The 25,605-nt window shown below is 70.7% G+C and carries 23 protein-coding genes; 13 read left to right on the top strand and 10 right to left on the bottom strand.

Features of this window, described 5'->3' with window-relative positions; translation table 11 throughout:
- Positions 1-10: 10 nt before the first annotated feature.
- From ACGFJ2_RS17540 to ACGFJ2_RS17550, 3 genes are all read left to right on the top strand, one after another.
- A complete protein-coding gene (locus ACGFJ2_RS17540; RefSeq protein WP_393469274.1) occupies positions 11-397 on the top strand; it encodes a DUF4440 domain-containing protein in 387 nt (128 codons plus the stop codon).
- Positions 398-525: 128 nt separating this feature from the next.
- Entirely contained in the window at positions 526-1,107 is a 582-nt protein-coding gene (locus ACGFJ2_RS17545) for a hypothetical protein (protein ID WP_393469277.1), read from the top strand.
- A gap of 10 nt (positions 1,108-1,117) precedes the next feature.
- Complete coding sequence (locus tag ACGFJ2_RS17550; RefSeq protein WP_393469280.1) at positions 1,118-1,879, top strand: SDR family NAD(P)-dependent oxidoreductase; 762 nt, start codon at positions 1,118-1,120, stop codon at positions 1,877-1,879.
- Between the two features lie 4 nt (positions 1,880-1,883).
- Here ACGFJ2_RS17550 and ACGFJ2_RS17555 read toward each other — a convergent pair whose 3' ends face one another.
- From ACGFJ2_RS17555 to ACGFJ2_RS17570, 4 genes are read right to left on the bottom strand one after another with little or no spacing between them, the layout of a single operon-like run.
- On the bottom strand, positions 1,884-2,276 hold the full coding sequence (locus ACGFJ2_RS17555; RefSeq protein WP_393469283.1) for a Zn-ribbon domain-containing OB-fold protein: 393 nt from the start codon (positions 2,274-2,276) through the stop codon (positions 1,884-1,886).
- A 10-nt stretch (positions 2,277-2,286) separates the two neighbouring features.
- Positions 2,287-3,450: a thiolase family protein gene (locus ACGFJ2_RS17560; protein ID WP_393469286.1), complete on the bottom strand. Its 1,164-nt coding sequence runs from the start codon at positions 3,448-3,450 to the stop codon at positions 2,287-2,289.
- Positions 3,447-4,235, bottom strand: coding sequence for a crotonase/enoyl-CoA hydratase family protein (locus ACGFJ2_RS17565; RefSeq protein WP_393469289.1), 789 nt, complete (start codon positions 4,233-4,235; stop codon positions 3,447-3,449). Before ACGFJ2_RS17565 ends, ACGFJ2_RS17560 begins: the two co-directional genes overlap by 4 nt.
- 11 nt (positions 4,236-4,246) lie before the next feature.
- Positions 4,247-6,691 (bottom strand): CaiB/BaiF CoA transferase family protein, encoded by a 2,445-nt coding sequence (locus tag ACGFJ2_RS17570; protein WP_393469292.1) that lies wholly within the window; start codon positions 6,689-6,691, stop codon positions 4,247-4,249.
- A gap of 297 nt (positions 6,692-6,988) precedes the next feature.
- Here ACGFJ2_RS17570 and ACGFJ2_RS17575 point away from each other — a divergent pair, with 297 nt between their 5' ends.
- Positions 6,989-7,906, top strand: coding sequence for a LysR family transcriptional regulator (locus ACGFJ2_RS17575; RefSeq protein WP_393469295.1), 918 nt, complete (start codon positions 6,989-6,991; stop codon positions 7,904-7,906).
- Between the two features lie 250 nt (positions 7,907-8,156).
- A complete protein-coding gene (locus ACGFJ2_RS17580; protein WP_393469297.1) occupies positions 8,157-9,563 on the top strand; it encodes an MFS transporter in 1,407 nt (468 codons plus the stop codon).
- A gap of 76 nt (positions 9,564-9,639) precedes the next feature.
- Here the strand turns inward: ACGFJ2_RS17580 and ACGFJ2_RS17585 are convergent, their stop codons facing one another.
- The 4 genes from ACGFJ2_RS17585 to ACGFJ2_RS17600 form a co-directional block, all read right to left on the bottom strand.
- Positions 9,640-10,536, bottom strand: a complete 897-nt coding sequence (locus ACGFJ2_RS17585) for a sugar phosphate isomerase/epimerase (RefSeq protein WP_357952309.1) — start codon at positions 10,534-10,536, stop codon at positions 9,640-9,642.
- Between the two features lie 10 nt (positions 10,537-10,546).
- Positions 10,547-12,667, bottom strand: coding sequence for a PQQ-dependent sugar dehydrogenase (locus tag ACGFJ2_RS17590; RefSeq protein WP_393469300.1), 2,121 nt, complete (start codon positions 12,665-12,667; stop codon positions 10,547-10,549).
- 185 nt (positions 12,668-12,852) lie between these two features.
- The gene (locus ACGFJ2_RS17595) at positions 12,853-13,500 is read right to left on the bottom strand and encodes a TetR/AcrR family transcriptional regulator (protein ID WP_357952307.1); all 648 of its coding nucleotides are present in this window, start codon (positions 13,498-13,500) and stop codon (positions 12,853-12,855) included.
- Between the two features lie 4 nt (positions 13,501-13,504).
- Positions 13,505-14,725 (bottom strand): cytochrome P450, encoded by a 1,221-nt coding sequence (locus tag ACGFJ2_RS17600; protein ID WP_393469304.1) that lies wholly within the window; start codon positions 14,723-14,725, stop codon positions 13,505-13,507.
- A gap of 128 nt (positions 14,726-14,853) precedes the next feature.
- Between ACGFJ2_RS17600 and ACGFJ2_RS17605 the strand changes: the two genes are divergently transcribed.
- The 3 genes from ACGFJ2_RS17605 to ACGFJ2_RS17615 all read left to right on the top strand — a co-directional run bounded on the left by ACGFJ2_RS17605 (position 14,854) and on the right by ACGFJ2_RS17615 (position 18,176).
- On the top strand, positions 14,854-16,332 hold the full coding sequence (locus tag ACGFJ2_RS17605) for an MFS transporter (RefSeq protein WP_357952305.1): 1,479 nt from the start codon (positions 14,854-14,856) through the stop codon (positions 16,330-16,332).
- Between the two features lie 123 nt (positions 16,333-16,455).
- Positions 16,456-17,580 (top strand): PASTA domain-containing protein, encoded by a 1,125-nt coding sequence (locus ACGFJ2_RS17610; protein ID WP_357952304.1) that lies wholly within the window; start codon positions 16,456-16,458, stop codon positions 17,578-17,580.
- A complete protein-coding gene (locus tag ACGFJ2_RS17615) occupies positions 17,577-18,176 on the top strand; it encodes a hypothetical protein (RefSeq protein ID WP_393469309.1) in 600 nt (199 codons plus the stop codon). The genes ACGFJ2_RS17610 and ACGFJ2_RS17615 overlap by 4 nt, the downstream gene beginning before the upstream one ends.
- Before the next feature lie 63 nt (positions 18,177-18,239).
- On the opposite strand, the gene ACGFJ2_RS17620 is transcribed toward ACGFJ2_RS17615, so the two are convergent.
- Positions 18,240-18,611, bottom strand: coding sequence for a helix-turn-helix domain-containing protein (locus tag ACGFJ2_RS17620; RefSeq protein ID WP_357952302.1), 372 nt, complete (start codon positions 18,609-18,611; stop codon positions 18,240-18,242).
- Positions 18,612-18,679: 68 nt separating this feature from the next.
- On the opposite strand from ACGFJ2_RS17620, the gene ACGFJ2_RS17625 reads away from it, so the two are divergent.
- Entirely contained in the window at positions 18,680-19,516 is an 837-nt protein-coding gene (locus ACGFJ2_RS17625) for an SDR family oxidoreductase (RefSeq protein WP_393469312.1), read from the top strand.
- A gap of 85 nt (positions 19,517-19,601) precedes the next feature.
- On the opposite strand, the gene ACGFJ2_RS17630 is transcribed toward ACGFJ2_RS17625, so the two are convergent.
- Positions 19,602-21,203: a carboxylesterase/lipase family protein gene (locus tag ACGFJ2_RS17630; protein WP_393469315.1), complete on the bottom strand. Its 1,602-nt coding sequence runs from the start codon at positions 21,201-21,203 to the stop codon at positions 19,602-19,604.
- 382 nt (positions 21,204-21,585) lie between these two features.
- Between ACGFJ2_RS17630 and ACGFJ2_RS17635 the strand changes: the two genes are divergently transcribed.
- From ACGFJ2_RS17635 to ACGFJ2_RS17650, 4 genes are read left to right on the top strand one after another with little or no spacing between them, the layout of a single operon-like run.
- Positions 21,586-24,225 carry a nitrate- and nitrite sensing domain-containing protein gene (locus ACGFJ2_RS17635; RefSeq protein ID WP_393469318.1) on the top strand — a complete coding sequence of 880 codons (2,640 nt, stop codon included), beginning with the start codon at positions 21,586-21,588 and terminating at the stop codon, positions 24,223-24,225.
- Positions 24,218-24,643 (top strand): roadblock/LC7 domain-containing protein, encoded by a 426-nt coding sequence (locus ACGFJ2_RS17640; protein ID WP_357641159.1) that lies wholly within the window; start codon positions 24,218-24,220, stop codon positions 24,641-24,643. The genes ACGFJ2_RS17635 and ACGFJ2_RS17640 overlap by 8 nt, the downstream gene beginning before the upstream one ends.
- Positions 24,640-24,990: a DUF742 domain-containing protein gene (locus ACGFJ2_RS17645; RefSeq protein ID WP_357952298.1), complete on the top strand. Its 351-nt coding sequence runs from the start codon at positions 24,640-24,642 to the stop codon at positions 24,988-24,990. Before ACGFJ2_RS17640 ends, ACGFJ2_RS17645 begins: the two co-directional genes overlap by 4 nt.
- A complete protein-coding gene (locus ACGFJ2_RS17650) occupies positions 24,971-25,552 on the top strand; it encodes an ATP/GTP-binding protein (protein WP_357952297.1) in 582 nt (193 codons plus the stop codon). The genes ACGFJ2_RS17645 and ACGFJ2_RS17650 overlap by 20 nt, the downstream gene beginning before the upstream one ends.
- Positions 25,553-25,605: the final 53 nt, after the last annotated feature.

Here is a 25,605-nt window from a genome sequence, read left to right on the forward strand (position 1 = left end):
CTCGGCTCCCATGGAGAACATGGAGACCACGGAGAAAGAGACGGTTCTCGGCCTTCAGCGGCAGTTCGACGCGGCGGAGCTGGCCGCCGACGCCGGACGCCTGCGCGAGTTACTGGCCGACGACTTCCAGTCGATCGGGCCCAAGGGGTACGTGCTCGACAAGGAGCAGTGGATCGGTCGCCACGCCCAATTCCAGTACCACGCCCTGGACACCAGCCAGATCGACATCCGGATGTACGGCGACGCCGCGATCGTGCGCAATGTGCAGAGCAACCAGGCGACCTCTCACGGCCGGGCGGTGGCGCTGCGGGTGCGGGTGTCCCAGACGTGGGTCAGGCAGAAGGGCTCGTGGCGGCTGGCGGGCATCCAGTTCAGCCCGATGGCCGACGACGCATAGCCCGTCCTCGTCCCCGTCCTCGGACATGCCGCCCAATGTCCGGTAAATGTCCGGTTGCTGTCCTGGCCCGATGATCCGCTGGGATAGAGGATGAAGACCACTGCGCGACCCCCAAGGCGGTAAGCACGATGACGACACAGACGATCCCTCCGCTCGGCCGGGTGCTGCGGCACTGGCCGGTTCTGGTCGGGGTCGGGACCGCCGTGCTCATGATCCTGGACATGGCCACGGGCCTCGAGCTGGCGAAGGTACTGGCCGCCTCGGCGGTGGTGTACCTGGGTGCGGCCGCGTTCGGGAAACCCGCCTCGACCTGGCCCGTGTTCTTCCTGACCTTCGTCGTCATCCTGGCCACGGACCTCATCGATGACGACTTCGAGGCGACCTGGGCGGTGCTGGGCCTGGGCGTCCTGCTGGGCGGCTACGGTCTGCTACGCGGCTACGGTCCCTCGCGTGGTACGCGCCCTGAGCCCGGAGGGCTGCCGTTACAGCTGGTCGCCATGCTCGGTTTCGGCGCCGCGGCCACGATCGCGCTGTTCGTCAACCCGACGGTCGGAAGCTACCTGGTGGCGCTGGGCCTGCTCGGCCACGCCGCATGGGACGTCTACCACTACCGGGCGAACCGAGTGGTGACCCGGTCGCTCGCCAAGTTCTGTCTCGTGCTCGACACCGCTCTGGCCGTGGCGATCATCGTCCTGACGGCGACGGCGTGACCCCGGAGGAATGATGAGCCATCTCAAGGACCGGGTCGCCCTGGTCACCGGCAGCTCCCGAGGGATCGGGGCGGACATCGCGACCGCGTTCGCGCAGGCCGGCGCCCGAGTCGTGCTGCACGGCCGCGACGAGGCCGCGCTCGCCGCGGTCCGGGCGCGCGTCGACGACCTCGGCGGCGAGGCCATCAGCGTGACCGGAGACGTCACCGTCGCCGCCGACCTCGACCGGATCCGCGAGCAGATCCTCGAGCGCTACGGCCGCGTCGACGTGCTGGTCGCCAACGCCGGTAGCTCGGACAGCCGCCCCGTACCCATCGAGGACATCACGGAGGAGAGCTGGCGGGCCGACATCGACCGGAACCTGACCGGCACCTTCCTGACCGTCAAGTGCTTCCTGCCCGGTATGAAGGAGCGCCGGAGCGGCAACATCATCACCCTGTCCTCGGCGGCCGGGCGCAAGCCGAGCGAACGGACGATCGTCGCGTACGCCGCGGCGAAGGCCGGTGTGCAGCTGTTCACCCAGGATCTGGCCGCCCAGGTGGGTCCGTTCGGCATCCGGGCCAACTGCCTCGCCCCGGAGACGATCCTCACCGACACGAATCAGCAGTGGATACCGGCCGACGTCCAGCGCTCGCTGGCCGAGTCGCACCCGCTGCGGCGGCTCGGCACGTCCGAGGACGTCGCCCGGGCCGCGCTCTTCCTCGCCTCCGACGACTCGAGCTGGATCACCGGCGTCATCGTCGACATCGCCGGTGGCGCGGTATTGGTGTGACTCCTCAGCCCGACCCTGCGGCCGGGCGGGAGACGGGGACCGCTTCGCCGCCCTCGGGGTGCTCGAAGGCGACGCGGACCGGCAGGCCGGCGTACACCTCCTCGGGCGCGGCACCGGTGATCTGGAGCTGCAGCCACGGCTCCTCCTCCAGCTCGACGATCGCGACCACGGTCGGCGGCGCGCCCTTGGTGTGCACCACCGACCAGCTCACCACCGACCCCGTGCCGGAGGCGGCCGTCCAGGACAGCTCGGGTGAGCCGCACCTCGGGCACGTACGCGCCTGCGGAGCGGAGAAGCCGCCGCACTGATCGCAGTGCCGGATCAACAGTTCGCCGCGCGCGGTGCCGTCGAAGAACTCGGCGGTGGCCGCGTCTCGGTGGACGATTCCCACGGGCATCGGCATGCTCCTATCGCGCGTGCGGGCTGAGGATGAGGGTGGAGTGGTGGTCGAGTACGCCGCCGTTGCCGCTGACCAGCACCATGTCGTTGCGCGGGGCCTGCCGGTCGCCGCCCTGGCCGCGGGCCTGGATGACGGCCTCCGACAGCGGGGTCATCCCCCACATGTAATAGGAGGAGAGCTGGCCGCCGCCGGTATTGACGGCCAGCGTCCCCTCCGGTCCCAGTACGCCGCTGGCGACGAAGGGGCCACCCTCGCCCTTGGCGCAGAAGCCGTAGTCCTCCAGGGAGATGAGCGCGGTGTAGGTGTAGCAGTCGTACAGCTCGGCGACGTCGATGTCGTCGATCGACACCCCGGCCATCTTCAGCGCCGTCGGCCCCGACAGAGCGGCGCCGCTGACCAGGCCGAACTCGCTGTCCCTGCCCATGACGTACCCCGGATGCGCCTGTCCCCAGCCGCGGATGTGCACGGCGGGCTGGGCGAGGTCGGCGGCCCGGTCGGCGGAGGTGACGATGACCGCGACGCCGCCGTTGCTGACCAGGCAGCAGTCGAGGAGGTGGAACGGCTCGGCGATCCACCGGGAGCTCTGGTGGTCCTCGATGGTGATCGGAGTCCGCATCTGGGCCAGGGGGTTCCTGGCCGCCCAGGCGCGCTGCGCGACGGCTATGTGCCCCAGTTGCTCGCTGGTCGTCCCGTACTTCTGCATGTGCCTGCGTGCGGCCAGCGCGTACATGGTGTTGGCGCTGTAGATCCCGGAGGCCGCGGTCAGGCCCTGCCAGCCGGCCAGTCTGCGGCCCGCGCCGGCGTAGGCCGCGCCGCCCCCGGACGCCTTGTCCTTGAGCGGTGCGTCGGCGAAGACGCAGGCCACGACGTCGGCCATGCCGGAGGCGACGGCCATGGCGGCGTACTGGACCATGGCGCCGGCCGACGAGCCGTACGCCTGCACCTCCGACAGCAGGCGCAGCTCGCGCAGCCCCAGGTCCCGCTGGAGGCTCAGGCCGACGTCGGCGGTGAGGCCGGTGTTGGTCAGCAGGCCGTCCACCTGGCGCAGGTCGAGACCGGCGTCGGCGGCGGCGAGCCGTACGGCGTCGGCGGCGAACTCCGGCGCGCTCCGGCCATAGACCTTGCCCATCTCGGTGATGCCGAGACCGGCGATGACCGACGTGTGGTTCATCGTCCCTCCCAAACCGGGGCGCGCTTCTCGGCGAAGGCGCGTGGCCCCTCCTTGGCATCCGCCGACCGCATGAGCGCGGCGCTCTCGGCGGCGGTCCGCTCCCAGGCGGCCTGCTCGGACGGGATGGTGCCGTCGGAGATGCCGCGCGCGATCCGCTTGCTGGCCTGCACGGACAGCGGGGCGTTCGCGCTGACCGTCTCGGCCAGGGCGAACGCGGCGGTCAGCAGCTCGGCCCGCGGTACGACCCGGTTGACCAGGCCGAGCCGCAGGGCCTCGGCGGCGGTGACGGGCTCACCGGTCAGCAGGATCTCCATGGCGACCTTCGTGGGCAACTGCGCGGCCAGCCGGAACGCGCCGCCCGCGCCCGCGAGGATCCCGCGCTTGACCTCCGGCAGCCCGAACGCGGCGGTCTCGGCGGCCACCACCAGGTCGGCCCACAGGGCGATCTCGGTGCCGCCGCCGAGCGCGAACCCGTTGACGGCGGCGATGACCGGCTTGGCGATGGGATGCGTGACACATCCGGCGAAGCCCCAGTGCGGCTTGAGCCCTTCGGTGGAGAACTCCCCGCGGGCCACCGCCTTCAGGTCGGCACCGGCGCAGAACGCCTTGTCCCCCGCCCCCGTCAGCACCACGGCCCGGACCGACGCGTCCGCGTCGGCCTCGTCGAGAGCCTCACCGACGGCGCGGGTCAGCTCCGCGTTCACGGCGTTGCGGACCTCGGGCCGGTTCAATGTGATCAACACGATGTGGTCGCGGCGCTCGACGAGCGCGGCGGGCTCACCCATGGTCGACTCCTTCATTTACTCTGTACGGTTGCTTCTTCCAGCACGCCCTCGTCGATGAGCGCCTGGATCTCGGACTCGGCCAGGCCGAGCAGCTTGGCGGCCACCAGCCGCGTGTGCTCCCCCGCCAGCGGCGCGGGGCGCAGCTCGGGGTCGGCGACCCCACGGAAGGTGGCCGGGGCGTTCTCGGTACGCAGGGCGTGCTCGATGTACGGATGGCGCATCTCCCGCAGGAACCCACGGGCGGTGAGCTGGGGGTCGTCCAGATACTCGATGACCCGCCGCATCATCCCGGCGGGCACCCCGGCCTCCTGCAGCCGCTCCATGACCGCTCCCGGCGGGGTGGCGGCCGTCCACTCGGTCACGGCCGCGTCCACGAGGTCGCGGTGCGCGCGGCGACCCGCGGCGGCGGCCAGCCGCGCGTCGGTGCTCAGGTCGGCGCGGCCGATCACCTCGCACAAGCGCCGCCACTGCTCGTCGCCGTCGACGCTCACCACGCACCACTCGTCGTCGCCCGCGCACGGGTAGACCCCCTGGGGCGCGTCCCACTCGCCGCTGTTGCCGTGGGCGGTGAACGAGCCGGGTTCCAGTGATTCGCGCAGGAAACCGGTGGACAGCTGAGTGAGGATCGTCTCGGCCTGGGCGACGCTGACCGTGCCGCCCTTCCCGGTACGCCGCCGCTCGATGAGCGCGGCGAGCACGGCGACGGCGCCGACCCGCGCGGCGATGTGGTCGGGATAGATGGTGATGCCGTCGCAGAACCCGGCCTCGACCTCGGTGTCCCGCCAGAGCCCGGTCAGCCCGGCGGAGGCGCGGACGAGCGGGCCGTAGCCCATGCGCCTGCTCCACGGCCCGGTCGGGCCCAGAGCGCTGCTGTCGGCCATGATGATCTTGGGGTTCAGCTCGCTGATGACGTCGTAGCCGAGACCCAGCGACTCCAGCGTGCCCGGCTTGAAGTTGGACAGGATGACGTCGGAGTCGGCGGCGAGCCGCTTGAAGAGGTCCAGGCCCTCGGGCGAGCGGAGGTTGATCCCGGCGCTGAGCTTGTTGCGGTGGCCCCAGGCGAAGCCGACACTGATGACCTCGTCGCCGAGCGACTGGCGGCTGCCGTCGGGGTAGGCGCGGCTCTCGATCTTGATGACCTCGGCGCCCTGGTCGGCGAGCAGCCGGCCCAGCTCCGCACCGACCACGATGACACCCAGGTCCAGCACCCGAAGCCCGTCGAGGGGCCGCCGCGTCACGCCCTCGGCCGAGTCGGTGGTGACCGGCCTATCGAGGGCCGTGCCGGAAGTGACCGGCTTGCCGGGCGTCACCGCGGCGAAGATCTCGTCGTCGTGCTCCCCCGGCTCGGGGGCCCGGTGCCGGAACCCGGCCCGTACCCCGTTCACCTCCACGTACCCGGACGGCACGCGGCCGGTCAGCCCCGGGGCGACCTCGGCGTCCAGCAGGCTGCCCCGCGCGCGGAAGTGCGGGCTGTCGAGCACCTCGCCGGGGTCGAGCAGTGCCGCGATCGGCACGCCGCGCTCCTGGCCCTGGGCCACGAGCTCGTCCCTGGTCCGGTCCCTGAACAGCTCTCCCATGAGGACGCGCAGCCGCTCAGCGGCTCCGAATCGGGCGCCCATGCTGTCGTACTTGGGGTCGGCGAACTCCTCAGGCTCCCCCAGCCAGCCGAACATCCCGCGCCACTGCCGTTTGGCCAGCACGCAGATCCGGACGTATCCATCGGCGCACGGGAAGATCGGGTACAGGTCGCCCGCCTGCGGACGGCCGCGCGGCAGCCGGGTGGCCGGGACCCCGCCGGTGGCCGAGCCGCCCATGCCGAAGCCCGGGTCCAGGACCTGGGCGGTCATCTCGTACACCGAGCAGTCGACGTGGTCGCCGCGGCCGGTGTCGAGCCGGTTCAGGTACGCCAGCAGGCCCGCCCACGCGGCCTGGATGGCCGCCGACTCGTAGGCCAGCGGGCCGGGCGGCATGACCGGCTCGCGGCCCGGGATGCCGGAGCGCGACAGCACCCCGCCGAGCGCCATGTGCGTCCAGTCGGTGCCGACCCAGTCCCGGTATGGGCCGGTCTGCCCGAAGTCGGTGATTGAGACGACGACCAGTGCCGGGTTGCGGGCGAGCAGCGCGTCCGCGCCGAGACCGAGGCCGTCGAGGGTACCTGGGCGTTCGGTCTCGATGAGGAAGTCCGCCCCGGCGGCCAGGTCGAGCAGCCGGTCACGGCCGGCGGAGTCGCGCAGGTTCAGGGTGACGCCGCGCTTGTTGGCGTTGTGCGTGGCGAAGTAGAGGCTCACGCCGTCGTGGACGGGCTCCCGGTGACGGGTCGGCGCGCCGCCGGGCGGCTCGACGCGGATGACGTCGGCGCCGAGGTCGGCGAGGAAACGGCCGCACATCTCGGCCTTGCCGTCGGCCAGGTCGATGACCCGAAGACCGGCGAGGGGAAGGCCCCTGGCTGCGGGCATGGTGAATCACCCCACGGTGTGAAGGATGCGCGAGTACGCCGGACATGACCTGTCGCGGCGGAGGGATCCCGGCCCTTGAGCAGCGGTTCATGGCAGCTCGCCAGGATTGTTGCGAACAGGTTTCCTACAACCGTGAGGATGCCACCCAGTTTTCAGTCTGAAAACGTCCGAATCGGCAACGTGCTACGCGTCCCAATCGGCAACATGACCGCGTCCGGCGGCCAACCCCGTGGTAACCAGCGCGAAACGGAACATGCCGGTTGACGCGCGGCGACGGCCCGCCACAGACTCCCGCTCATGGACGTACAGCAGCTGCGATGCTTTCTCGCCGTCGCCGAGGAGCTTCACTTCGGTCGCGCGGCGGAGCGGCTGCATCTGACTCCGTCACCGGTCAGCCGCGCCGTCAAGGACCTTGAGCGCGAGCTGGGGGTCGAGCTGTTCGTCCGCCGCTACCACCAGGTGGAGCTCACCGCGGGCGGGGCGGTCCTGGTCGAGCGGGTACGCGGCATCCTGGAGCAGGTCGACGGCCTCAAGGACGTGCTCCGGGAGGCGTCCGGCACCAGGAGCCGGGTGGTGCGCGTGGGCGGCACGCACCTGTGCCCGCCGGCCGTGATGGACCGGTTCTTGGCGGTGGCCGAGCAGACGTTCCCCTCCTTCGCGGTGGACGCGACGGCGGCGCCGTCCGCCGGGCTCCTGCCGGCGCTGGAGCGCGGCGAGCTCGACGCGGCCCTGGTCCACCTCCCGTTGGACCGGCCCGAACTGGACAGTCTCGTCGTGGCCCGCTACGTGTTCTCGGCGGCGATGCGGGCCGACGATCCGCTGGCCGCCGCCGGCGAGCTGACGTTGCGGGATCTCACGGACCGGATCTTGACCGTCGGCCCGCTCACGCCCCAGCCCTTGGCGATGGACCGGCTGCACCGGCGGCTGAAGAGCGCCGGCATCACCTCGCTCCACGAGATGCCGGACAACGACTCCGTCATGCTGGCCAGCCACATCCGCCGCAGCCACGGCGTCACGCTGACGCTCGACCCGCGCAACGGCGGCGCCGCCCGGGTCTTCGACGACCCGGCCTTCGTGATCGTCCCGCTCCGCGACGACCTGGAATTCTTGCTCGGCGTGGCCTGGCACCGGTCGCGGGCGGAACAGGACGACGTCGTACGCCGGCTCGTCCACGCGCTGCGCCAGGAGTGGGCCGGGCAGGCACTCACCCTTTAGGGCGTCCCCTTCGTTGCGTTTTCGCGCATGTGCACATGCGCCAAACCGCGATGGTCGCCACCGCCGGGACCTGCCTACGGTTCCCAGCACCACCTCTACGTGAGCCCTGTCACAGCCCCCATCCCGCCGGCGCGGACCGCTCACCGCTTCATGTCCGCTCATTGCTCATGTCTCAGAAGCTCATGTCCTGGAAACCGCAGGAGAGCGCCTCCCAGCTCGTGCTCCGTTGCCCCATTCCAAGGAGGCCGCCATGTCTCAGACGCCCCTCGACTCGCCCGCCCCGGAACCGCCCGTACCCACTCGCGGCGTGAACGCCCGCAGTGTGGACGCCCGCATCGACGCCATGCCGAAAGTCGGGCTCAGCCGCGCGGCCTGGCTCGCGCTCATGCTCTGCTTCTTCTTCGCCAACTACGACATCTCCGTCCTGACCATCACGCTGCCCTCGATGCGCAGCGCGTTCGGGCTGGCCGGGGCCGAGCTGGGTTACCCGATCACGTGGAACCTCGTCGGTTACTGCATCGGCGCGTACGCGTTCGGGCACATCGCGGACCGGCACGGCCGGCAGAAGGGCCTGGCGCTGACCATCCTGGCGCTCGGTATCGGCGGGTTCCTCACGGCGTTCTCGTGGGACGTGTGGTCGCTGACCTTCTTCCGGTTCCTGACCGGGTGCGGGATGGGGGCGGTGCTCGCGCTGTGCTCGGCCTACATCGGCGAGCTGGCGCCCAAGAACCAGCGCGGCGGCTACCTGTCGCGCCTGTACATGGTGGGCACGGTGCTGCTGCTGGCGATCGGGTTCGCCTCGCTGCTGGTCCTGGGCGCCTCCCCCGACGGGTGGCGCTACCTGCTGGCCTTCGGCGGCCTGGTGCTCCTGGTGCTGCCGCTGGTCGGCAGGCACGCGCTGGTGGAGTCGCCGCGCTGGCTGGTGGCGATGGGCCGGGCCGACGAGGCCGACCGCATCGTCCGTGAGATGGAGGCCCGTGTCGGCCTGCCCCCGGGCGGCGCCGTCCCGGCCGAGGGCACGCTCGAACAGGAGCCCGCTCCAGCTGAAGAGACGGTGCCGGCCCGCGCCCTCTTCAAGGCGCCGTACCTGGGTCGCATGCTGATCGTGCTGGGTTTCTGGTTCATCTTCTACATTGCCATGTACGGCTACGCCAGCTACCTGCCGCTCATCCTTGAGGGCATCGGCATCTCGACCTCCGACGCGGTCCTCGTCAGCGTGCTCACCCGGGCCATGCCGCTGGTCTCCACCGTCGCGGCCGTCCTACTGGTGGAGCGGATGGAACGCCGCACCATGGTCATCATCGGCACGCTGGTCTTCGCGGCCTCCCTGCTGCTCATCACCCTGGACATGGGCGAGGCGGTCGCCACCGTCGGTGCCCTGTTCAGCTCGTTCGGCATCGCCTTCATGGCGACCCCTGCCTACACCTACACGGCGGAGGTGTTCCCCACGCGGGCACGGGGCACGGCGTCGGCCATCGCTGACGGAGTCGGGCATCTGGGCGGTGCGGTCACCCCCTTCGTGGTGCTGCCCATCCTGACCGGCTTCGGCGCGCGGCCGGCGTCGTTCGTCCTGGTGGGGCTGCTGGTGATCGCCGCCGGCATCATCCGGCTGGGCGTCCGCACCCGCGACCGCTCACTGACCGAGATCGCCGCCTGACCCGGACGCCCGAACAAAAAACCCGAACGCCCAAGGAGCCGGGCGCCCAAGAACCTGGGCGCCCGGCAACAGACCCCTAGAACCTCACTTTCCGCAGGTAGCGATATCCGACCTCGGCGGTACGCCGGGGAGTCACATCGGGAGTGTCGTTCTCCACGATGTACTCCAACACGCGGTGCTTGTCGAAGATGCGCCGGAAGTCGATGGTCCCGGTGCCGAGGTCGGCCATGTCGCCGTCGGGCGCTCGATCCTTGACGTGGAACTGCAGCACCCGCTGCGGCGCCCTGCGGATGACGTCGAGCGCGAAGCGCACCGGATCGGGGGCCCCGCGCCCGACGCCGCCGGTGACCGCCCAATAGAGGTCGATCTCCAGGTGGACCAGATGCGGATCGAGCTCGGCGGTGAGCACGTCCCAGGGCGTCTTACCGCCGCCGAGGTCGGTGGTGAACTCGTGGGCGTGGTTGTGGTAGCCGTAGCGCAGCCCGGCCGAGCGGGCGGCCCGCGCCTCGACGTTCATGCGCTCGGCCCACGCCTTCCACTCGTCCTCGCTGGTGGAGTTCAGGTAGGGCACGACCATGAAGGACTGGCCGAGGGTCAGCGCGTTGGAGATCTTCGTGTCCAGACCGGCCTGGTCGGTGGTGAGGCCGTCGTGGCTGGAGCTGGCCCGGATGCCGATCCCATCGAGGAACTGGCGCAGCTGCTGGGCGGTACGACCGAAGTAGCCGAGCGCCAGCTCGACCTTCGGGTAGCCGGTCTCGGCCAGGTAGGTGAGCGTGGCATCGTAGTTCTGGGCGAGGTCGTCGCGTACCGTCCAGAGCTGGATGCTGATCTGGTTCGGCGGGATGCGCTCCCCGCCGGAGTGGTGCGGCGGCGTCGCCGCGGCGGCGGGCGAAGCGGCGGCCAGCGCGGCCGCCCCGAGTCCGAGGCCCGCGGCGAGCAGGGAGCGCCTGCTGGGACCGTAGCCGTAGCACATGGGGGAACTCCTAACGTGTGGGCTGGAGGACGACCTGGTCGCTGCCGGTCAGCGGGGGCAGGTCGGTGCCGCCGGGGTCGGTGTAGCCGGCGACGAAGACGCCGGTGAGATGGTCGGTCTCCGGATCGTGTCCGCTCGGCAAGGTGGTCTGGATGGAGCCCGTGCAGCCGCGGGCCGTGGTCTGCGGGTGGCCGTGGTCGTCGTGGCCGAGGATGTAGTCCACGGTCACCTTGGCGCAGTCCACCGGCTGGTCGTCGGTGACCCGCACCTCGAACTCGACGACGTCGCCGAAGTGGAACGCCTGCCCTTCGGCGGGCCGGATCAGCTCCACGACCGGCGCGGCGTTGCCGACCACGATCCGTACCGATGTCGCCGCGGACATGCCGGCGGTGTCGGTGACCTTGAGCGTGGCGTTGTAGAGGCCGTTCTTCTGGTAGGTGTACGACGCCTCGGGGCTGCGGGAGTCGACCTTGCCGTCGGCGTCGAAGTCCCAGGCGTAGCGGAGCCTGTCGCCGTCAGGGTCGGTCGTACCCGCGCTGGTGAAGCGGACGGTCAGGGGCGCGTGGCCGTCGGTCGGCGAGCCGGCGGCGGCCGGGACGGGAGTGTGGTTGCCGGTGTTGCCGATGTAGTCGTAGCGCGCGAGCTGGGCGTCCGGGTTCTCCTGGAAGTAGCCGTCGCCGTACTCCAGCACGTAGAGCGCGCCATCAGGGCCGAACTCCATGTCCATCGGGTTGTCGAAGACGAACGAGGGCAGCACGTCCTCGATCCGCCCGTCACGGTGGAACGCCTTGACGTAGTCGCGGGTCCACTCGTAGAAGAGCGGAACGCCGTCGAAGTACTTCGGCCACCCCACGGCAGTCCGGCCGCGCGTGTTACGCGGGTCGAAGTGGTACGCCGGACCGGCCATCGGCCCGATGCCGCCGGTGCCCAGCTGCGGGAACTCCGCTGAAGCCCCGTAGGAGTACCACACGTTCGGCTGCGTCACCGGTGGCAGCGCGCGCAGGCCGGTGTTGTGCGGCGACTCGTTGACCGGCGCGGCGCAGTTGAACGCCGCGCCTGACGTACCGGTCGCGAAGTCGTAGTCGACGTACGGGAGCCGCGCCGTCGCACAGTACGGCCAGCCGTAGTTACCGGCCTTGCGGATCACCGTCCACTTGCCGGTCCCCGACGGGCCGCGCTGGGGATCGGCCTCCCGCGCGTCGGGCGAGTAGTCGGCGACGTAGAGCTCGCCCGTGGACCGGTTGAGCTCGATGCGGAAGGGATTGCGCAGGCCCATCGCGTAGATCTCCGGCCGGGTGCGCGCCATGCCGGGCGGGAACAGGTTGCCGCGCGGAATCGTGTAGGACCCGTCGGCGCGGACCTTGATGCGAAGGACCTTGCCGCGCAGGTCGTTGGTGTTGCCGGCGCTGCGCTGGGCGTCGAAGGCGGGGTTGTGGTCGGGCCGCTCGTCGATGGGGTTGTAGCCGTCGGAGGAGAACGGGTTCGTGTCGTCGCCGGTGGACAGGTAGAGGTTGCCGTCGGCGTCGAAGACGATGTCCCCGCCGACGTGGCAGCAGATGCCGCGGTTGACCGGCACGTCGAGGATGCGCTGCTCGGTACGGAGGTCGATCGTGGTGCCGGTGAAGCGGAAGCGGGACAGCCTGATCAGCCCGTTGAACGGCGCGAAGTCCGCCGGTGTGCCGGTGACCGGGGCGTCGCCCTCGTTGAAGTCCGGCGTCGCCGGGTCGTCGATGGGAGTGTTGAGCGGCGGGGAGTAGTAGAGGTAGACCCAGTCGTCGGCTTTGGAGCCCTTGCCGAAGCCAGGGCTGAGGGCGATGCTCTGCAGTCCCTCCTCGTCGTGCCGATAGACGTTTAGCCGGGCGGCCTCCGTGTTGAGACCGGTCTTCGGATCGTGCAACCAGACCACACCGGGCCGGGTGGTGTGCAGGACCCTCGAATCTGGTAACACCGCCAGGTCCATGGGCTCACCCGGATTGTCGTTCAGCGTCACCTTCTGGAACTGGCTGTCGGGCGGCGGAGCCGCGATGCCCACGGTCTCAGTGACAGCGACGGTCCCGGTGGCGTTGGCGGCGGCGGCCGGCATGAGGATCGCCGCAGCGGTCAGGGCGGCGAGCGCGGTTCTCGTTCTCATGCCTCTCCCTTCGTTCTGCTCAGGGGGATAAGAGAGGGCAAATTAACGTGAATGTAACCCGGCTTACGCCGATCGAGGAGGGCCTAATTACGCACGATCAAACAGCTTTCGCCTCAGATCGGACTAAGTACCGCACGTCACTGGACCGTTCAGGTGCGGTGAGCCTTGCCTGAACGGTCCAGCGGTTACGAGCGGGGCGTGACCGGAGCCAGCCAGAGACCGACGATCGCGTCGATCAGCCCGGTCGCGGCGTCGTGCCAGCTGGACCGGGGTGTGGAGGTGCCTTCGGCGAGCGCGCGCTCGCGCTCGGCGATCATGTGCACCATCAGCTGACGCGCCATGTCACCGCGTTCGAGGCGTACCTCCAGCGGCAGGTCGGGAAGACACCGGTTGAGCCCGTCGATCGCCTGGCGCAGGGACGGCGAGCTGATCGTCTCCTCGATCATGATCTCGCGCAGTGCGGGATCGGTCATCACCTGGGCGCTGAACCGGGCGAACCAGGTGGGGTTTCCCAAAGCGCCCAGGTGCTCGGTGATCGGGCGCAACAGGCAGCCCACCCAGTCCCGCGCGTCCGTGGAGCCGGCCGTCTCGGCCAGCATCCGCAGGCGCAGCCGCTCCATCGGCTCGGTGTGCTTGCGCACGATGGCGCGTACGAGATCCGCCTTGGTGCCGAAGTGGTAACCGACCGCCGCCGTGTTGCCCTGGCCGGCGGCCTCGCTGACCTGGCGGTTGGACACGGCGAAGACCCCGTGCTCGGCGAACAGCCGCTCCGCCGCCGTCAGGATCTGCTCTCGCGTCGCGCTCACGCGCTCGGCCCGGGCGGTTCTCTCCATCAGGTCACCACCGTACTGGAAGCTCGCTCAGTCCGCCGACGACGAGCCCTTCGACCCGGCGCAGTTCCCCGGCCGTGACGGCGAGCTCCAGGGAGGGCAGCTTGCGCAACAGCACGTCGAGCACCGCCTGCAGCTCGGTACGGGCCAGCGGCTGGCCGAGGCACGAATGAGCCCCGGCGCCGAAGGCCAGGTGCGGGTTCGGGCTGCGGCTGAGGTCCATCTCGCCGGCCCCGTCGAACGCGCTCTCGTCCCGGTTGGCCGCGGCCATGTCGCACAGCACCGTGGTGCCGCGCGGCAGGAGGGTGCCGCCGACCTCGACCTCCTCGCCGATGTAGCGCGGCATCCCGAACCCGAGGTTGGCGTCGAAGCGCAGGGCCTCCTCCACCGTGGTGCGGACCAGCGACCGATCGGCCAGCAGCCGCTCCCAGCGGCTCCGGTCGGTCAGCAGCATGGCCATCATCTTCGCGATCATGTTCGCGGTGGTCTCGTGCCCGGCGACCAGCAGGCCCATGCCGGTGGCCACCAGCGCCGCGTCGGACATCTTGCCGCCCTCGGCGTCGGTGCCCGTGATGAGCTCGCTGAGCAGGTCGTCGCCCGGCTCCTCGCGCTTGGCGGCGATGTGGCCGGCCATGTACGCCACGAACTCGGCCTGCGCCGCCTCGGTCTCCGCCTGCGTGTAGCGGGTCAGGTTGAGCAGGGAGTCGGACCAGTAGGAGAACCTGTCGCGGTCCGAGTCGGGGACCCCGAGCATGTCGCAGATCACCCAGACCGGCAGCGGGAAGCCCAGGCTCGCCTTGAGATCCGCCGGTTGACCCTGCCGCACCATGTCGTCGATGAGCTGCTCGGCCATCGCCTCGATCCCCGGCCGCAGCGCGTTCATCCGCTTGGCCGTGAACCACTTGGTGATCATCCGCCGCCACAGCAGATGACCCTCGCCGCTCTGCGGGAGCGCCGTCGCCATCTCGCTGTTGAACACGCCGCCCGACTCGCTGTCGGAGATCCGGGCCGCGTCGTCGGCGCTCAGCTGCCGGGTGAAGCGCGGGTCGGACAGCACCTGCTTGACATCCGCGTAGCGCGTGAGCAGCGACGCCTCGTCCCCGCTGGGCAGCGTCACCCGCGCGACCGGGCACTCCTGCCGCAGCCGCGCCCACTCCGCCGGCGGCTCCAGCGCCCCTTCTCTGGAAAGCGGGTAGCTCAACGCCTGCTGGTCCTGGCTCTGGCTCACCGTACGTCCTCCTCGAATTCGGCCCTCGGTACGCGCCTAGTCAACCGGCCCTGCTAATTTAAGTCAAACAGTTGATTTAAGTTGTGGCCGGATCGCTGATATCCGGCCGCTCGGACGGAGACCTTTCCATGCGCCATGCACAAGCTCAGCCCTTCGAGGCCGAGCCGCCCGGCCCGCCGCGGACCAATGCCGTCGTGGTGGTGCTGGCCTTCGCCGGGATCGTGGTCGCGCTGATGCAGACCCTCGTGATCCCGCTGATCCCCCAGCTCCCCCGGCTCCTGAGCGCCTCGCCCTCCGACGCCACCTGGGCGATCACCGCGACGCTGCTGGCCGGCGCCGTCGCCACCCCGGTCATGGGACGACTGGGCGACATGTACGGCAAGCGGCTCATGCTGCTCATCAGCCTGACCCTGCTGGTGGCCGGCTCGACCGTCGCCGCCCTCAGCGACTCCCTGGCGCCGATGGTCGTCGGACGGGTCCTGCAAGGGCTGGCGGCCGGCGTCATCCCCCTGGGCATCAGCATCATGCGCGACGAACTGCCGGCCGAACGCCTCGGCTCGGCCACCGCGTTGATGAGCGCCTCACTCGGCGTGGGCGGCGCGCTCGGCCTGCCCGCGGCCGCCTTCCTGGCCGAGCGCACCGACTGGCACGTGCTGTTCTGGACCGCGGCGGGATTCGGCGCCGTGGCCGCCGTGCTCGTGCTCACGCTCGTGCCCGAGTCCAGTGTCCGCAGCGGGGGACGCTTCGACCTGGTGGGCGCGGCCGGACTGTCGGCCGCGCTGGTGTGCCTGCTGCTGGCCATCTCCCAGGGCGCCGGCTGGGGCTGGACCAGCGGCCGGACCATCGGGCTGTTCGCGGTCTCGGTCGTCGTCCTGCTGCTGTGGGGCTGGTGGGAGCTGCGTACCAGGCAGCCGCTGGTGGACCTGCGCGCCACCGCGCGCCGTCAGGTGCTGCTCACGAACCTCGCCTCCGCCGTGTTCGGGTTCGCGATGTTCGCGATGTCCCTGGTACTCCCCCAGCTGCTGCAGCTGCCCGAGGCCACCGGCTACGGGCTGGGCCAGTCGATGCTGGTCGCGGGCCTGGTGATGGGTCCGTCGGGCCTGGTGATGATGGCCACAGCACCGCTGTCCGCGCGCATCTCCAGGGCCAGGGGTCCCAAGACGACGCTGATGGTCGGCGCCGTCGTGGTCGCCGCCGGCTACGGCCTGGGCACTGTGCTGATGTCCGCGATCTGGCAGCTCGTGCTCGTCTCCGCGGTCATCGGGGCCGGCATCGGCCTGGCGTACGGGGCCATGCCCGCGCTCATCATGGCCGCCGTGCCCCTGTCCGAGACGGCCGCCGCCAACAGCCTCAACACGCTGATGCGCTCGATCGGCACCTCGATCTCCAGCGCCGTCTCGGGCGCCATCCTGGCCCAGCTGACCATGTCCCTCGGCCCCGTGATCGTCCCCTCCCAGAACGGCTTCCGCGTCGTCCTGGCCCTCGGCGCCGTCATGGCCCTCATCGCCCTGGTGATCATGTCGTTCATCCCCGGCCGACGGCCGGCCGCCGCCACCGGGACGACGCACACCGCCGTCCCCGCGCCCGCGAAGGAGCCTTCCCGCTGATTCCCTCCGGCGGCCCTGGCCCTGGCCCTGCGGAAAGGTCGCCCCGCAAGTTGAGTAGAGGCCTACTCATGACCCGGCCGAGCTGCGCGCCTAGCGTCAAAGCCCTGAGCCGGGGAGGTGGCGATGCGCCGGTACGGCCTGATGGCCTACGTACTTGCCGCGAGCGTGATGGTGCTGATGGCCGCGTGCGTGATCGGGCTGAGCCCGGCAACGGCCGGGGCAGCGGGGGCGGCGGAGCCGACGGCCGGGGCAACGGAGGTGGTGGGGCCGACGGCCGAACCGTCCTGCCCGACGCTGTCCGAATGGAACAGCGAGACGCATGACGGCACCCGCCCCGGGCCGGTGCCGAACGTCATGGGGATGACCCGGGACAGCGCGGTCGCCGCGCTGGCCCAGGGTGGCTTCGACACGGAGTCCACACCTTCCGACGCGGCGGCCGACTGGACGGTCACCGACCAGACCCCCACCAGCGAGGAGCTCGCGAACTGCGGCTCCACCGTCACCATCGACCTGCAGGCGCCGACCGTGGCGGTCCCGGACGTCGTGGGCGACCAGCGGGACACGGCGGAGAAGAAGATCCGCGACAAGGGGCTCGTCCCGTCGGTGACCGAGGGAGACGGGACGGGCGTGGTGGACGCCCAGGATCCCGCCGCCGGCACGCAGGTGCCCAGCGGCAGCACCGTGACACTGACCCTGCGTCCCCCCACACCGACGTCCCCGACGCCGGACGACCGCGTCGAGGTCCCCGACCTGAACGGGCTCAGCGCGAACGTGGCGCGGCGGCAGCTTCAGAGCCTGGGGCTCACGCTCGTCGTCGGCAGCGGGGACTCGGGCCGCGTGAGCGAGCAGGATCCGGCCGCCGGCACCATCGTCGACCGCGGCAGCTCCGTCACCGTCACCCTGACAGCGGGGCCCACGCCGACCGACCCCGCGAGCCCGGACGTCACCCCCTCCGGCACCGACGAGTCGCCGCGGGTCAGCGACATCGACTCGCGGGAAACCGACTCATCGAGCACGCCGCTGCCCGGCTTGCTGGTGGGCGCGCTCGTGGCGGTGGGCGTAGTGGTCTGGGCGCTGCGCCGCGCCCGCCGCGGCCGGCGGACCTCCACGACGCCCTCCGTGGTCTGCGTCCCGTACGCCGACCTCTCGCCGAGCTTGCAGATCCGTGAGTTCGCGCCCTCGCTCAACCTCGACTTCGTCTGCCACCACGACCCGGGCCGGCAGGAGATCAGGGAGATCGTACGGTGACCGTTACCTTAATCACCCACCCCAGCACCGCCGACCTGCTGCTCTACGCCGACCCGAGACAGGCGGCCCAGGAGCTCGCGCGGGCCGTGGACGCCCGCCGGGTGCTCGACGAGATCAACCGGCAGGTCCAGACGCCGCCCGGCGAGCTGGCGCGCCGGGCCGCGGAGGCGGGCGCCGACCTGCTCGGCGGCATCGACGTGGGGTCGGTGCTGCTGGGCGGCTGGGCGAAGTACCGCAGCCTGCGCGCCGCTGCCCGCAGCACCTTGGACAACCCGGGCATGGGAAAGGTCGTGCCGCTGGCCGAGCACGAGGTCGTCTCCCACCACGAGCCCTATGTCGAGGTACAGGTCAACGGCCGGCCGGTTGGCCGGCTGACCTTCGGCGTGGACCTCATCCTGCATCTCACGATGGTGCAGGCCAGGGTCCGCGGCGGCCGGCTGATGGGCCTGACCGGGGGCGACTGCACAGCCGCCATCGCCTGCAAGATCCAGGGCGTCGAGGTGGCCAGGAAGGAGTTCGTGGTGGTCACGTTGCCGATCAACCGCGACTTCGGGGCGGGCTTCGCCCTGCTGCCAGAGGCACGGACGGCCGGCTGACCTGCCGGCGCGGATGACGCGCGGACACCCGGCGCGGACGGCGAGCGGATGTGCCCGCGCGCCCTAACGGCCCTGGTAGCCCTCGCGGGCGGTCACGACGTCGGGCATGCGGTCCTCCAGCCAGGTGATGAGGGGGATCAGCCGCTCGGCGGCCTCGCGACCCAGCGAGGTGAGGCTGTATTCGACCCGGGGCGGAATCGTGTGCTCGGCCACCCGCAGCACCATGCCATCGCGTTCCAGGGTCTGGAGGGTCTGGGACAGCATCTTCTCGCTCACCCCGTCGACGCGGCGGCGCAGCGCGTTGAAGCGGTAGGGCCCCTCGTAGAGGGCCACCAGCGCCAGGATCGCCCAGCGGCCGGTGATCGTCTCCAGCACCGAGCGAGAGGTGCACTTGCGCGAGAAGACGTCGGCCACCAGGTTCTCGAACTCCTCCATGCGTGCTAGCTTACAGTGCTTTCTGATAGAAAGTACTAACCGCTAGTTCGTACTGAGAGGGAGTAATCATGATCGTGGTAACCGGAGCCAGCGGACACCTCGGCCGGCTGGTGGTCGAGGAGCTCAAGAAGCGGGTTCCCGCCGGGCAGATCGTCGCGGCGGCGCGTACCCCGGAGAAGGCCGCGGATCTCGGCGTCGAGGTCCGCGAAGCGTCCTATGACCGGCCCGAGACGCTCAAGAGCGCGTTCGAGGGCGCCGGCAAGGTGCTGCTCATCTCCGGCACCGAGGGCAACCGGCTCCAGCAGCACTCGGCGGTCGTCGACGCGGCCAAGGCGGCCGGCGCCACGCTCACCTACACCAGCGCGCCCAAGGCCGACACCACCGAGGCCGGCCTCGCCGCCGACCACAAGGCGACCGAGGAGTACATCAAGGCGTCCGGCGTGACGTACGCAATCTTGCGCAACAACTGGTACCACGAGAACTACGAGCAGTCGATCGCGGGCGCTCCCCAGCTCGGCGCGGTTTACGGCGCCGCCGGCGACGGCCGGATCGCCTCCGCCTCGCGCGCGGACTACGCCGCCGCCACGGCCGCCGTGCTGGCCGGAGAGGGCCACGACGGCAAGATCTACGAGCTGGGCGGCGACACCGCCTGGACGCTCGCCGACCTGGCCGCCGAGATCTCCAAGGTCACCGGCAAGGAGGTCGCCTACCAGAACCTGCCGAAGGACGACTTCGCGGGCGTTCTGGCCGGCGCCGGTCTTCCGGCTCCGTTCGCGGCGCTCATGGCCGACGTGGACGTCAACATCTCCCGTGGCTGGCTCGCCGACACTCCCGGCACGCTGAGCGAGCTCATCGGCCGGCCGACCCAGCCGATCGGCGAATATGTCCGCTCCCTGCTCGGCTAGTCACAGCAGCATGTACCCCGCCCAGGGCCGGGGTGGTCGCCCCGGCCCTGGTCGTACCAACAGAAGTCGTATCAAATAGAAGCGGTCAGAGCGCGTCCCACAGGTCGCAGTTGTGCTCGGTGGCCATCTCGGTGGCCGGGACCATCACCGAGCGTCCGCCCGCGCGCAGTGACATGACGCGCGAGGTGCGGTTGTAGTCCGGCCACGGTGACGCGTACGGCGCCTGCGGCCGGGCGAGCCGGGTGAACGAGCCCCAGTAGTGCACCATGTCCGCCGCCAGCCGGCGCTCGGCCGCGTCGAAGGTGGGCGCGATCGGTGTGCCGTTGTCGAAGCTCGGCCACAGGTAGGCCAGCTCGGCGGCGTGCCCGGCGCCCCACTCGTACCCGACCGGCTCGGGGGTGAGGCCGGGCCCCGTACGGTGGTCGAACCGGTAGGCGAACACGCGGGTGTAGGCGGACAGGTCCTTGATGAACTTGAGCGTCGGGCAGCCGCCCAGACCGGCGATGAACCCCGAGTCGGTGAAGATCGCCGCCGCCAGGTACGCGCCGGTGAACCGGTCCGGCGTCGCCGGCCAGGGATACCGGCGCAGGATGGCGTCGGCGTTGCCGCCGTACAGGGATCGGACGAAGTTCTCGTACTGCGTTTGGGTCCAGTCCAGATTGCCCTGCGCGAACGTACGGCCCTCGTCGCGGGTGGAGCCCACGATCAGGGGGACGCGCTGGAAGTGACCCGCACGGACGGCGTCACCGGGAGCCTCAGGAAACACCGGGCCGCCGTGCACGAACGAGCTGAACTGCGGCCCGTCGACGAGCCGCGCCGGGGACAGCGCGCGCAGGCAGGCGACGGCGGTCGCGTCGTCGGCGCAGCCGAGCTGGCCGGCGATGGAGGTGCCGGACTGCTCCCCCTGGCTGACGGGCTGGCTGACGCAGGCGCCGCTCTGGATGATCGCGCGGTTGAAGAGCCCGCTCGATCCGGGGGCGGTGAGGTGGCCGCAGACGGAGAACCCGCCGGCCGACTCGCCGTCGATGGTGACCTGGCGGGGGTCGCCGCCGAAGGCGCCGATGTTGCGCCGCACCCAGCGCAGCGCCGCCTGCTGGTCGAGGAAGCCGTAGTTGCCGGACTGACCGGCCTCCCGGGTGAGCGCCGGGTGGGCCAGGAAGCCGAACACGCCCAGGCGGTAGTTGATGCTCACCACCACGACGTTCTCGAGCCGGGCGATCAGGCTGCCGTCGTGCTGGTTGCCTGAGCCGTTGACCAGGCCGCCGCCGTGGATCCAGAACAGCACGGGCAGCCGCTGCCCGGCCTTGGTGCCGGCGGGCCTGAACACGTTGAGGTACAGGCAGTCCTCGGTCTCGGAGCGCGGTCCGTTGGTGCTGGCCGCGGCGGGACAGCGGTTGCCCCACTCGGCGGCGTCGCGGACGCCCGTCCACGCGCGGGCCGGGCGGGGTGCGCTCCAGCGCAGGTCGCCGACCGGCGGCTGCGCGTACGGTACGGCCAGGAACCGGTCCACGCGATCGGCCACGGCGCCCTTGAGCAGACCGGCCTCCACCCGCACCACCGGGCGGGCCGCGCCGGCGAAGGCGGGGGTCGCGGGGAGTCCTAAGAGAAGGGCGGCGACGGCGGTCAGCAGCGCGACGACGCGACGGCTCGTTCTCCTTTTCGACGTAGGAACGAGGGTTTCAGGCATGTACGCAACTCCTTCGGGACGGGCCGGAGGGAATCAGGCGCCTGAAACATAGCTCTGGTCCGATCTCTCGGATAGCGCTCTCCCGGTGAATGGAAGGCTTTTACGCCAAACCCCCGAGCCCGTCGGCGATCCGGGCCGCGGCGGCATCCACGCTCGTCACTGTGCGTCAGCCGCAAACCGTCACGATCACGAACCGTGCACTGACAAAGAGTCAACCCGCCATTGTGCACGAATCTTCACATCTGGAGCTTGAAGTACATCTGCCCCATCGGCATAGTGGACGCACCACAGGCGTATCAGTCGTGGCGGGCATCCTGGGGGGCCGCTACCAGTTCACGACTGCCTAGCGGCGCACCACTACGCGCGGAATTGGACACGATGGATGAGCTCGCCTCCGCCGATCCGCACCAAACTGCTGAGGATCCTGCTGCTTCCGCTGGTCTCGATGATCGCCTTATGGGGGTTCATCGCCTACTCCAGTGTGGATGAGATCGCCGCGGTCTCCCAGAGGCAGGACCGGTGGGACGCCATCGGGTCGCCGGTCCTGGAGCTGATCATCGAGCTGCAGCAGGAGCGGCAGCTTTCGGCGGCGGCGCCGCGCAGCACCGGTACGTACCCGCTGCTGGCCGAGCAGCGGCCGATCACCGATGGCAAGGTCGCGCGGCTGCGCGAGGCCATCGGGTCCATCGGCACCGGTGGCGAAGGGTCGGAGGACGACACCCCGGCCGAGGTGCGGGAGCTGGTACGGGCCCTCGACGGCCTCCAGTCGCTGCGCGAGCGCGCGGACGAGGGCGCGCTGTCCCCACCGCTGAAGATCATCGACGCGTACAGCAACCTGATCAGCGTCGCCAACCGGCAATTCACCGACTACGACGCGTTGAGCAGCCTCTCGTCCTACCGCGCGGTGCGCGGCATGGCGGCCTACAGCTCCGCGGCGGAATACCTGGGCCAGGAGCACGCCGTGCTCACCAGCACGATCGTGCGCCGCAAGATGTCCCCCACGGACCGTGCCTCGTTCGTCGCCGCCATGACCAGCCGCCGGCTCGTCTGGGCCAACGCCGAACGTGACGCGGGCCCCGAACTGCGGGAGAACTACGACAAGCTGGTCGCCAGTGCCCCGTACAAGCGGCTGCTGACGGTGGAAGACCGGCTGTTCAACTGGGACACCAACGGATCGCCGCCGGTGGACCCCGACGAGTGGAAGGCCGACGCCGAGACCCTCCTCAGCGCGATCAACCTCGACACGCACGCCGAGCTGGGCCGCACCTCGGTGGAGGCCGAGGATCAGAAGACCGGGGCGTACTGGCGGATCTGGCTGGTCCTGATCCTGGGCCTGGCCGCGGTGGTCGCGTCGGTGGCGCTGTCGTACCGGTTCGGCCAGTCGCTGATCAGCGAGCTCAGACGGCTTCAGGCGTCCGCGGTCGAACTCGCCGAACAACGGCTGCCCCGGCTGGTCGAGCGGCTGCGCCGCGGCGACGACGTCGACCCGGCCACGGAGGCCCCCGGCCTCGACCCGGCCCACACCGCCGAGGTCGATCGCGTGGTGAACGCGTTCTCCGCCGTACGCCGCACCGCGGTCGAGGCCGCGGTGGGCCAGGCGACGCTGCGCAAGGGCGTCGCCCAGGTCTTCCTCAACCTGGCCTGGCGCAACCAGGCGCTGCTGCATCGCCAGCTCGCGCTGCTCGACACCATGGAGCGCCGGGTCGACGATCCGGAGGTCCTGGAAGACCTCTTCAAGCTCGACCACCTGACCACCCGCATGCGGCGGCACGCGGAGAACCTCATCATCCTGTCCGACTCCGCCCCCGCCCGCCGCTGGCGCGACCCCGTGCCGCTGTTCGACGTCGTACGGGCGGCGGTGCTGGAGGTCGAGGACTACACCCGCGTCACCGTCGCGCCGATGCCGGACTCCCCGTTGCTGGTCGGCGCCGCGGTCACCGACGTGATCCACCTGATCGCCGAGCTGGTGGAGAACGCCGCCGTCTTCTCCCCGCCCGACACGACCGTGCACGTCCGCAGCATGACGGCGGCCAACGGCTTCGCGCTGGAGGTGGAGGACCGGGGCCTGGGGATGAACCAGGACACCCTCGACGAGCTCAACGCCCGGCTGGTCAACCCGCCGGAGTTCGACCTGGCCGACAGCGACCGGCTCGGCCTGTTCGTGGTGTCCAGGCTCGCGGCCCGGCACAACATCAAGATCATGCTGCGCCGCTCGCCGTACGACGGGACCACCGCGATCCTGCTGCTCCCCACGGCGCTGCTCGCCAACGCCGAGGCCCTGGCCGTCGCCGCGGCGCACCCGGTGGGCCACGGCGGTCGCGCGCCCAGGCCCATGCGCGCGATCGGCACCGCGCCCGCCGAGGCCCGGCCCCGCGTGGTCTCCCTGTCCCCGGAGCCGTTCTCTCCGGAGCCCTTCTCCCCGGTCGCCTCGGATGCCTTCTCCGCCTCGGATGCCTTCTCCGCTCGCGGGGCGGAGGCCGTGAACGGCCGAGAGGTCCCCGGCGACCCCGGCGGCCACGGGGTCTCGGCAGACCCGGACGGCTCGCCGGACGCGCCCGTCCCCGCTCCGGAGCCCGAGCGCGCGACCTGGTTCGAGGCCGGCCCCGTGCCGAGGCCGGCACCCGGCGCGGCTAGCGATGGGCTAGGGAACAATGGGCTGGGGAACGGACCGGCGACCTGGCCGGGGAGCGAGGCCGTCGCCGAGCCGAGTACCGGACCGATTTCCAGGCGAGGGGGCGGCTCAGCCGGATCCCCCGGCCCATCCGTAGAGTGGAGCCGCACGGTGCCCGCCCAGGAGGCCGACGAGGACCTCGACGGGTTGCCCATGCGCGTACCTCAAGCCAACATGGCTCCTCAGCTGCGCGCCGCGCGGCGCACGGACCGCAGCGCGGTCTCGGTGCGCTCGCCGGAGGAGCTTGCACAGATCATGTCGTCCATGCAACGTGGCTGGCAGCAGGGTCGCGGCCAGACGGAGCAGGAGCACGACGTGTGGAATCGAAAGGACGACCAACCCGATGCCTGACGCCAGAAGTGAACTGAGCTGGCTCCTCGACGACCTCACCCAGCGGGTCCCCGGCATCCGGCACGCCATCGTGCTGTCCGCCGACGGGCTGGCCATGGGCGGGTCCCGGGAGCTGACGCGGGAGGACTCCGAGCACCTGTCCGCCATCTCCGCCGGCAGCCACAGCCTCGCCATGGGCGCGGGACGGCACTTCGGCCTGGGTGGCGTACGACAGACCATCATCGAGTTGGAGGGTGGCTTCCTGTTCGTCACCGCGGCGGGCCAGGGCGCCCGGCTGGCCGTGCTCGCCTCGGGTGACGCCGAGCTGGGCATGGTCACCTACGAGATGGCGCTCATGGTCAAGCGGGTCGGGGAGCACCTCTCCTCTCAGCCGAGGGGAGCGGCACCGGCACCCGCCTGGAACGGCGCAAGACCGTGACCGGGGAGGATCCCGGGCCGCTGATCCGGCTCTTCGGGCTGACCGGAGGCAGGGCGCGACCGCGTGGCGAGACGTTCGACCTGGTGGCCATCGTCACCACGGTCGGCGGTTCCCACGAGATCGCGGACCTGATCCCGGAGCATCGCACCGTGCTGTCGGTGTGCCGCAGGCCCACACCGGTGGCGGATGTCGCGGCCCACCTCAAGCTGCCGCTCAACATCACGCGGGTGATCCTGGGCGACCTGCGACGCGAGGGTCTTGTCACCATCGAGCGCCCGCGCCCCGCGGCGCAGACGATCGACGAACGCATCTACAGGGAAGTGCTGCATGGGCTACGCAGCCTCTGAGCCGGGGGCGACCGCGGTCGCCTCGGCCTTGGCCATCAAGATCCTCATCGCGGGCGGCTTCGGCGTCGGCAAGACCACCATGGTCGGCACCATCAGCGAGATCCGGCCGCTGCACACCGAGGAGCTCCTGAGCGAGCGGGGCATCGGGGTGGACGACACCTCCGGCGTGGACTCCAAGGTCACCACCACTGTGGCGCTGGACTTCGGCCGCATCACCATCCGCGACGGCTTGTGGCTGTACCTGTTCGGCACCCCCGGGCAGGACCGGTTCTGGTTCATGTGGGACGAGCTGTCGGTCGGCGCGCTCGGCGCCGTCGTGCTCACCGACACCCGCCGCCTGCAGGACTGCTTCCCGGCGGTGGACTACTTCGAGCAGCGCGGCATCCCGTTCCTGGTCGCCGTGAACTGCTTCGACGGGGCCAAGCGCTACGACCCGGCCAAGGTACGGCGGGCGCTCGGCCTGGCCGAGACCACTCCGGTGGTGCTGTGCGACGTACGCGAACGCGAGTCGGTCAAGGAAGTGCTCACGACGCTGGTCACGTACGCGGTGGAAGGGGCCTGACCCCCATCGGAGGAAGCTCCATAGAATCAGCTGTTGGCTGTCTATAGTTACAC

The organism is Nonomuraea sp. NPDC049028, assembly GCF_043197735.1.
Taxonomy (GTDB): Bacteria; Actinomycetota; Actinomycetes; order Streptosporangiales; family Streptosporangiaceae; genus Nonomuraea.

Excerpts from the sequence above, each read along its gene's own strand:
- ACGFJ2_RS17595 (WP_357952307.1), bottom strand. The coding sequence starts at position 13,500 with ATGGAGAGAACCGCCCGGGCCGAGCGCGTGAGCGCGACGCGAGAGCAG.
- ACGFJ2_RS17650 (WP_357952297.1), top strand. The coding sequence starts at position 24,971 with ATGGGCTACGCAGCCTCTGAGCCGGGGGCGACCGCGGTCGCCTCGGCC.
- ACGFJ2_RS17585 (WP_357952309.1), bottom strand. The coding sequence starts at position 10,536 with ATGTGCTACGGCTACGGTCCCAGCAGGCGCTCCCTGCTCGCCGCGGGC.
- ACGFJ2_RS17610 (WP_357952304.1), top strand. The coding sequence starts at position 16,456 with ATGCGCCGGTACGGCCTGATGGCCTACGTACTTGCCGCGAGCGTGATG.
- ACGFJ2_RS17640 (WP_357641159.1), top strand. The coding sequence starts at position 24,218 with ATGCCTGACGCCAGAAGTGAACTGAGCTGGCTCCTCGACGACCTCACC.
- ACGFJ2_RS17545 (WP_393469277.1), top strand. The coding sequence starts at position 526 with ATGACGACACAGACGATCCCTCCGCTCGGCCGGGTGCTGCGGCACTGG.
- ACGFJ2_RS17560 (WP_393469286.1), bottom strand. The coding sequence starts at position 3,450 with ATGAACCACACGTCGGTCATCGCCGGTCTCGGCATCACCGAGATGGGC.
- ACGFJ2_RS17540 (WP_393469274.1), top strand. The coding sequence starts at position 11 with ATGGAGAACATGGAGACCACGGAGAAAGAGACGGTTCTCGGCCTTCAG.
- ACGFJ2_RS17635 (WP_393469318.1), top strand. The coding sequence starts at position 21,586 with ATGAGCTCGCCTCCGCCGATCCGCACCAAACTGCTGAGGATCCTGCTG.
- ACGFJ2_RS17580 (WP_393469297.1), top strand. The coding sequence starts at position 8,157 with ATGTCTCAGACGCCCCTCGACTCGCCCGCCCCGGAACCGCCCGTACCC.
- ACGFJ2_RS17550 (WP_393469280.1), top strand. The coding sequence starts at position 1,118 with ATGATGAGCCATCTCAAGGACCGGGTCGCCCTGGTCACCGGCAGCTCC.
- ACGFJ2_RS17575 (WP_393469295.1), top strand. The coding sequence starts at position 6,989 with ATGGACGTACAGCAGCTGCGATGCTTTCTCGCCGTCGCCGAGGAGCTT.
- ACGFJ2_RS17630 (WP_393469315.1), bottom strand. The coding sequence starts at position 21,203 with ATGCCTGAAACCCTCGTTCCTACGTCGAAAAGGAGAACGAGCCGTCGC.
- ACGFJ2_RS17620 (WP_357952302.1), bottom strand. The coding sequence starts at position 18,611 with ATGGAGGAGTTCGAGAACCTGGTGGCCGACGTCTTCTCGCGCAAGTGC.
- ACGFJ2_RS17570 (WP_393469292.1), bottom strand. The coding sequence starts at position 6,691 with ATGCCCGCAGCCAGGGGCCTTCCCCTCGCCGGTCTTCGGGTCATCGAC.
- ACGFJ2_RS17590 (WP_393469300.1), bottom strand. The coding sequence starts at position 12,667 with ATGAGAACGAGAACCGCGCTCGCCGCCCTGACCGCTGCGGCGATCCTC.
- ACGFJ2_RS17625 (WP_393469312.1), top strand. The coding sequence starts at position 18,680 with ATGATCGTGGTAACCGGAGCCAGCGGACACCTCGGCCGGCTGGTGGTC.
- ACGFJ2_RS17605 (WP_357952305.1), top strand. The coding sequence starts at position 14,854 with ATGCGCCATGCACAAGCTCAGCCCTTCGAGGCCGAGCCGCCCGGCCCG.
- ACGFJ2_RS17555 (WP_393469283.1), bottom strand. The coding sequence starts at position 2,276 with ATGCCCGTGGGAATCGTCCACCGAGACGCGGCCACCGCCGAGTTCTTC.
- ACGFJ2_RS17565 (WP_393469289.1), bottom strand. The coding sequence starts at position 4,235 with ATGGGTGAGCCCGCCGCGCTCGTCGAGCGCCGCGACCACATCGTGTTG.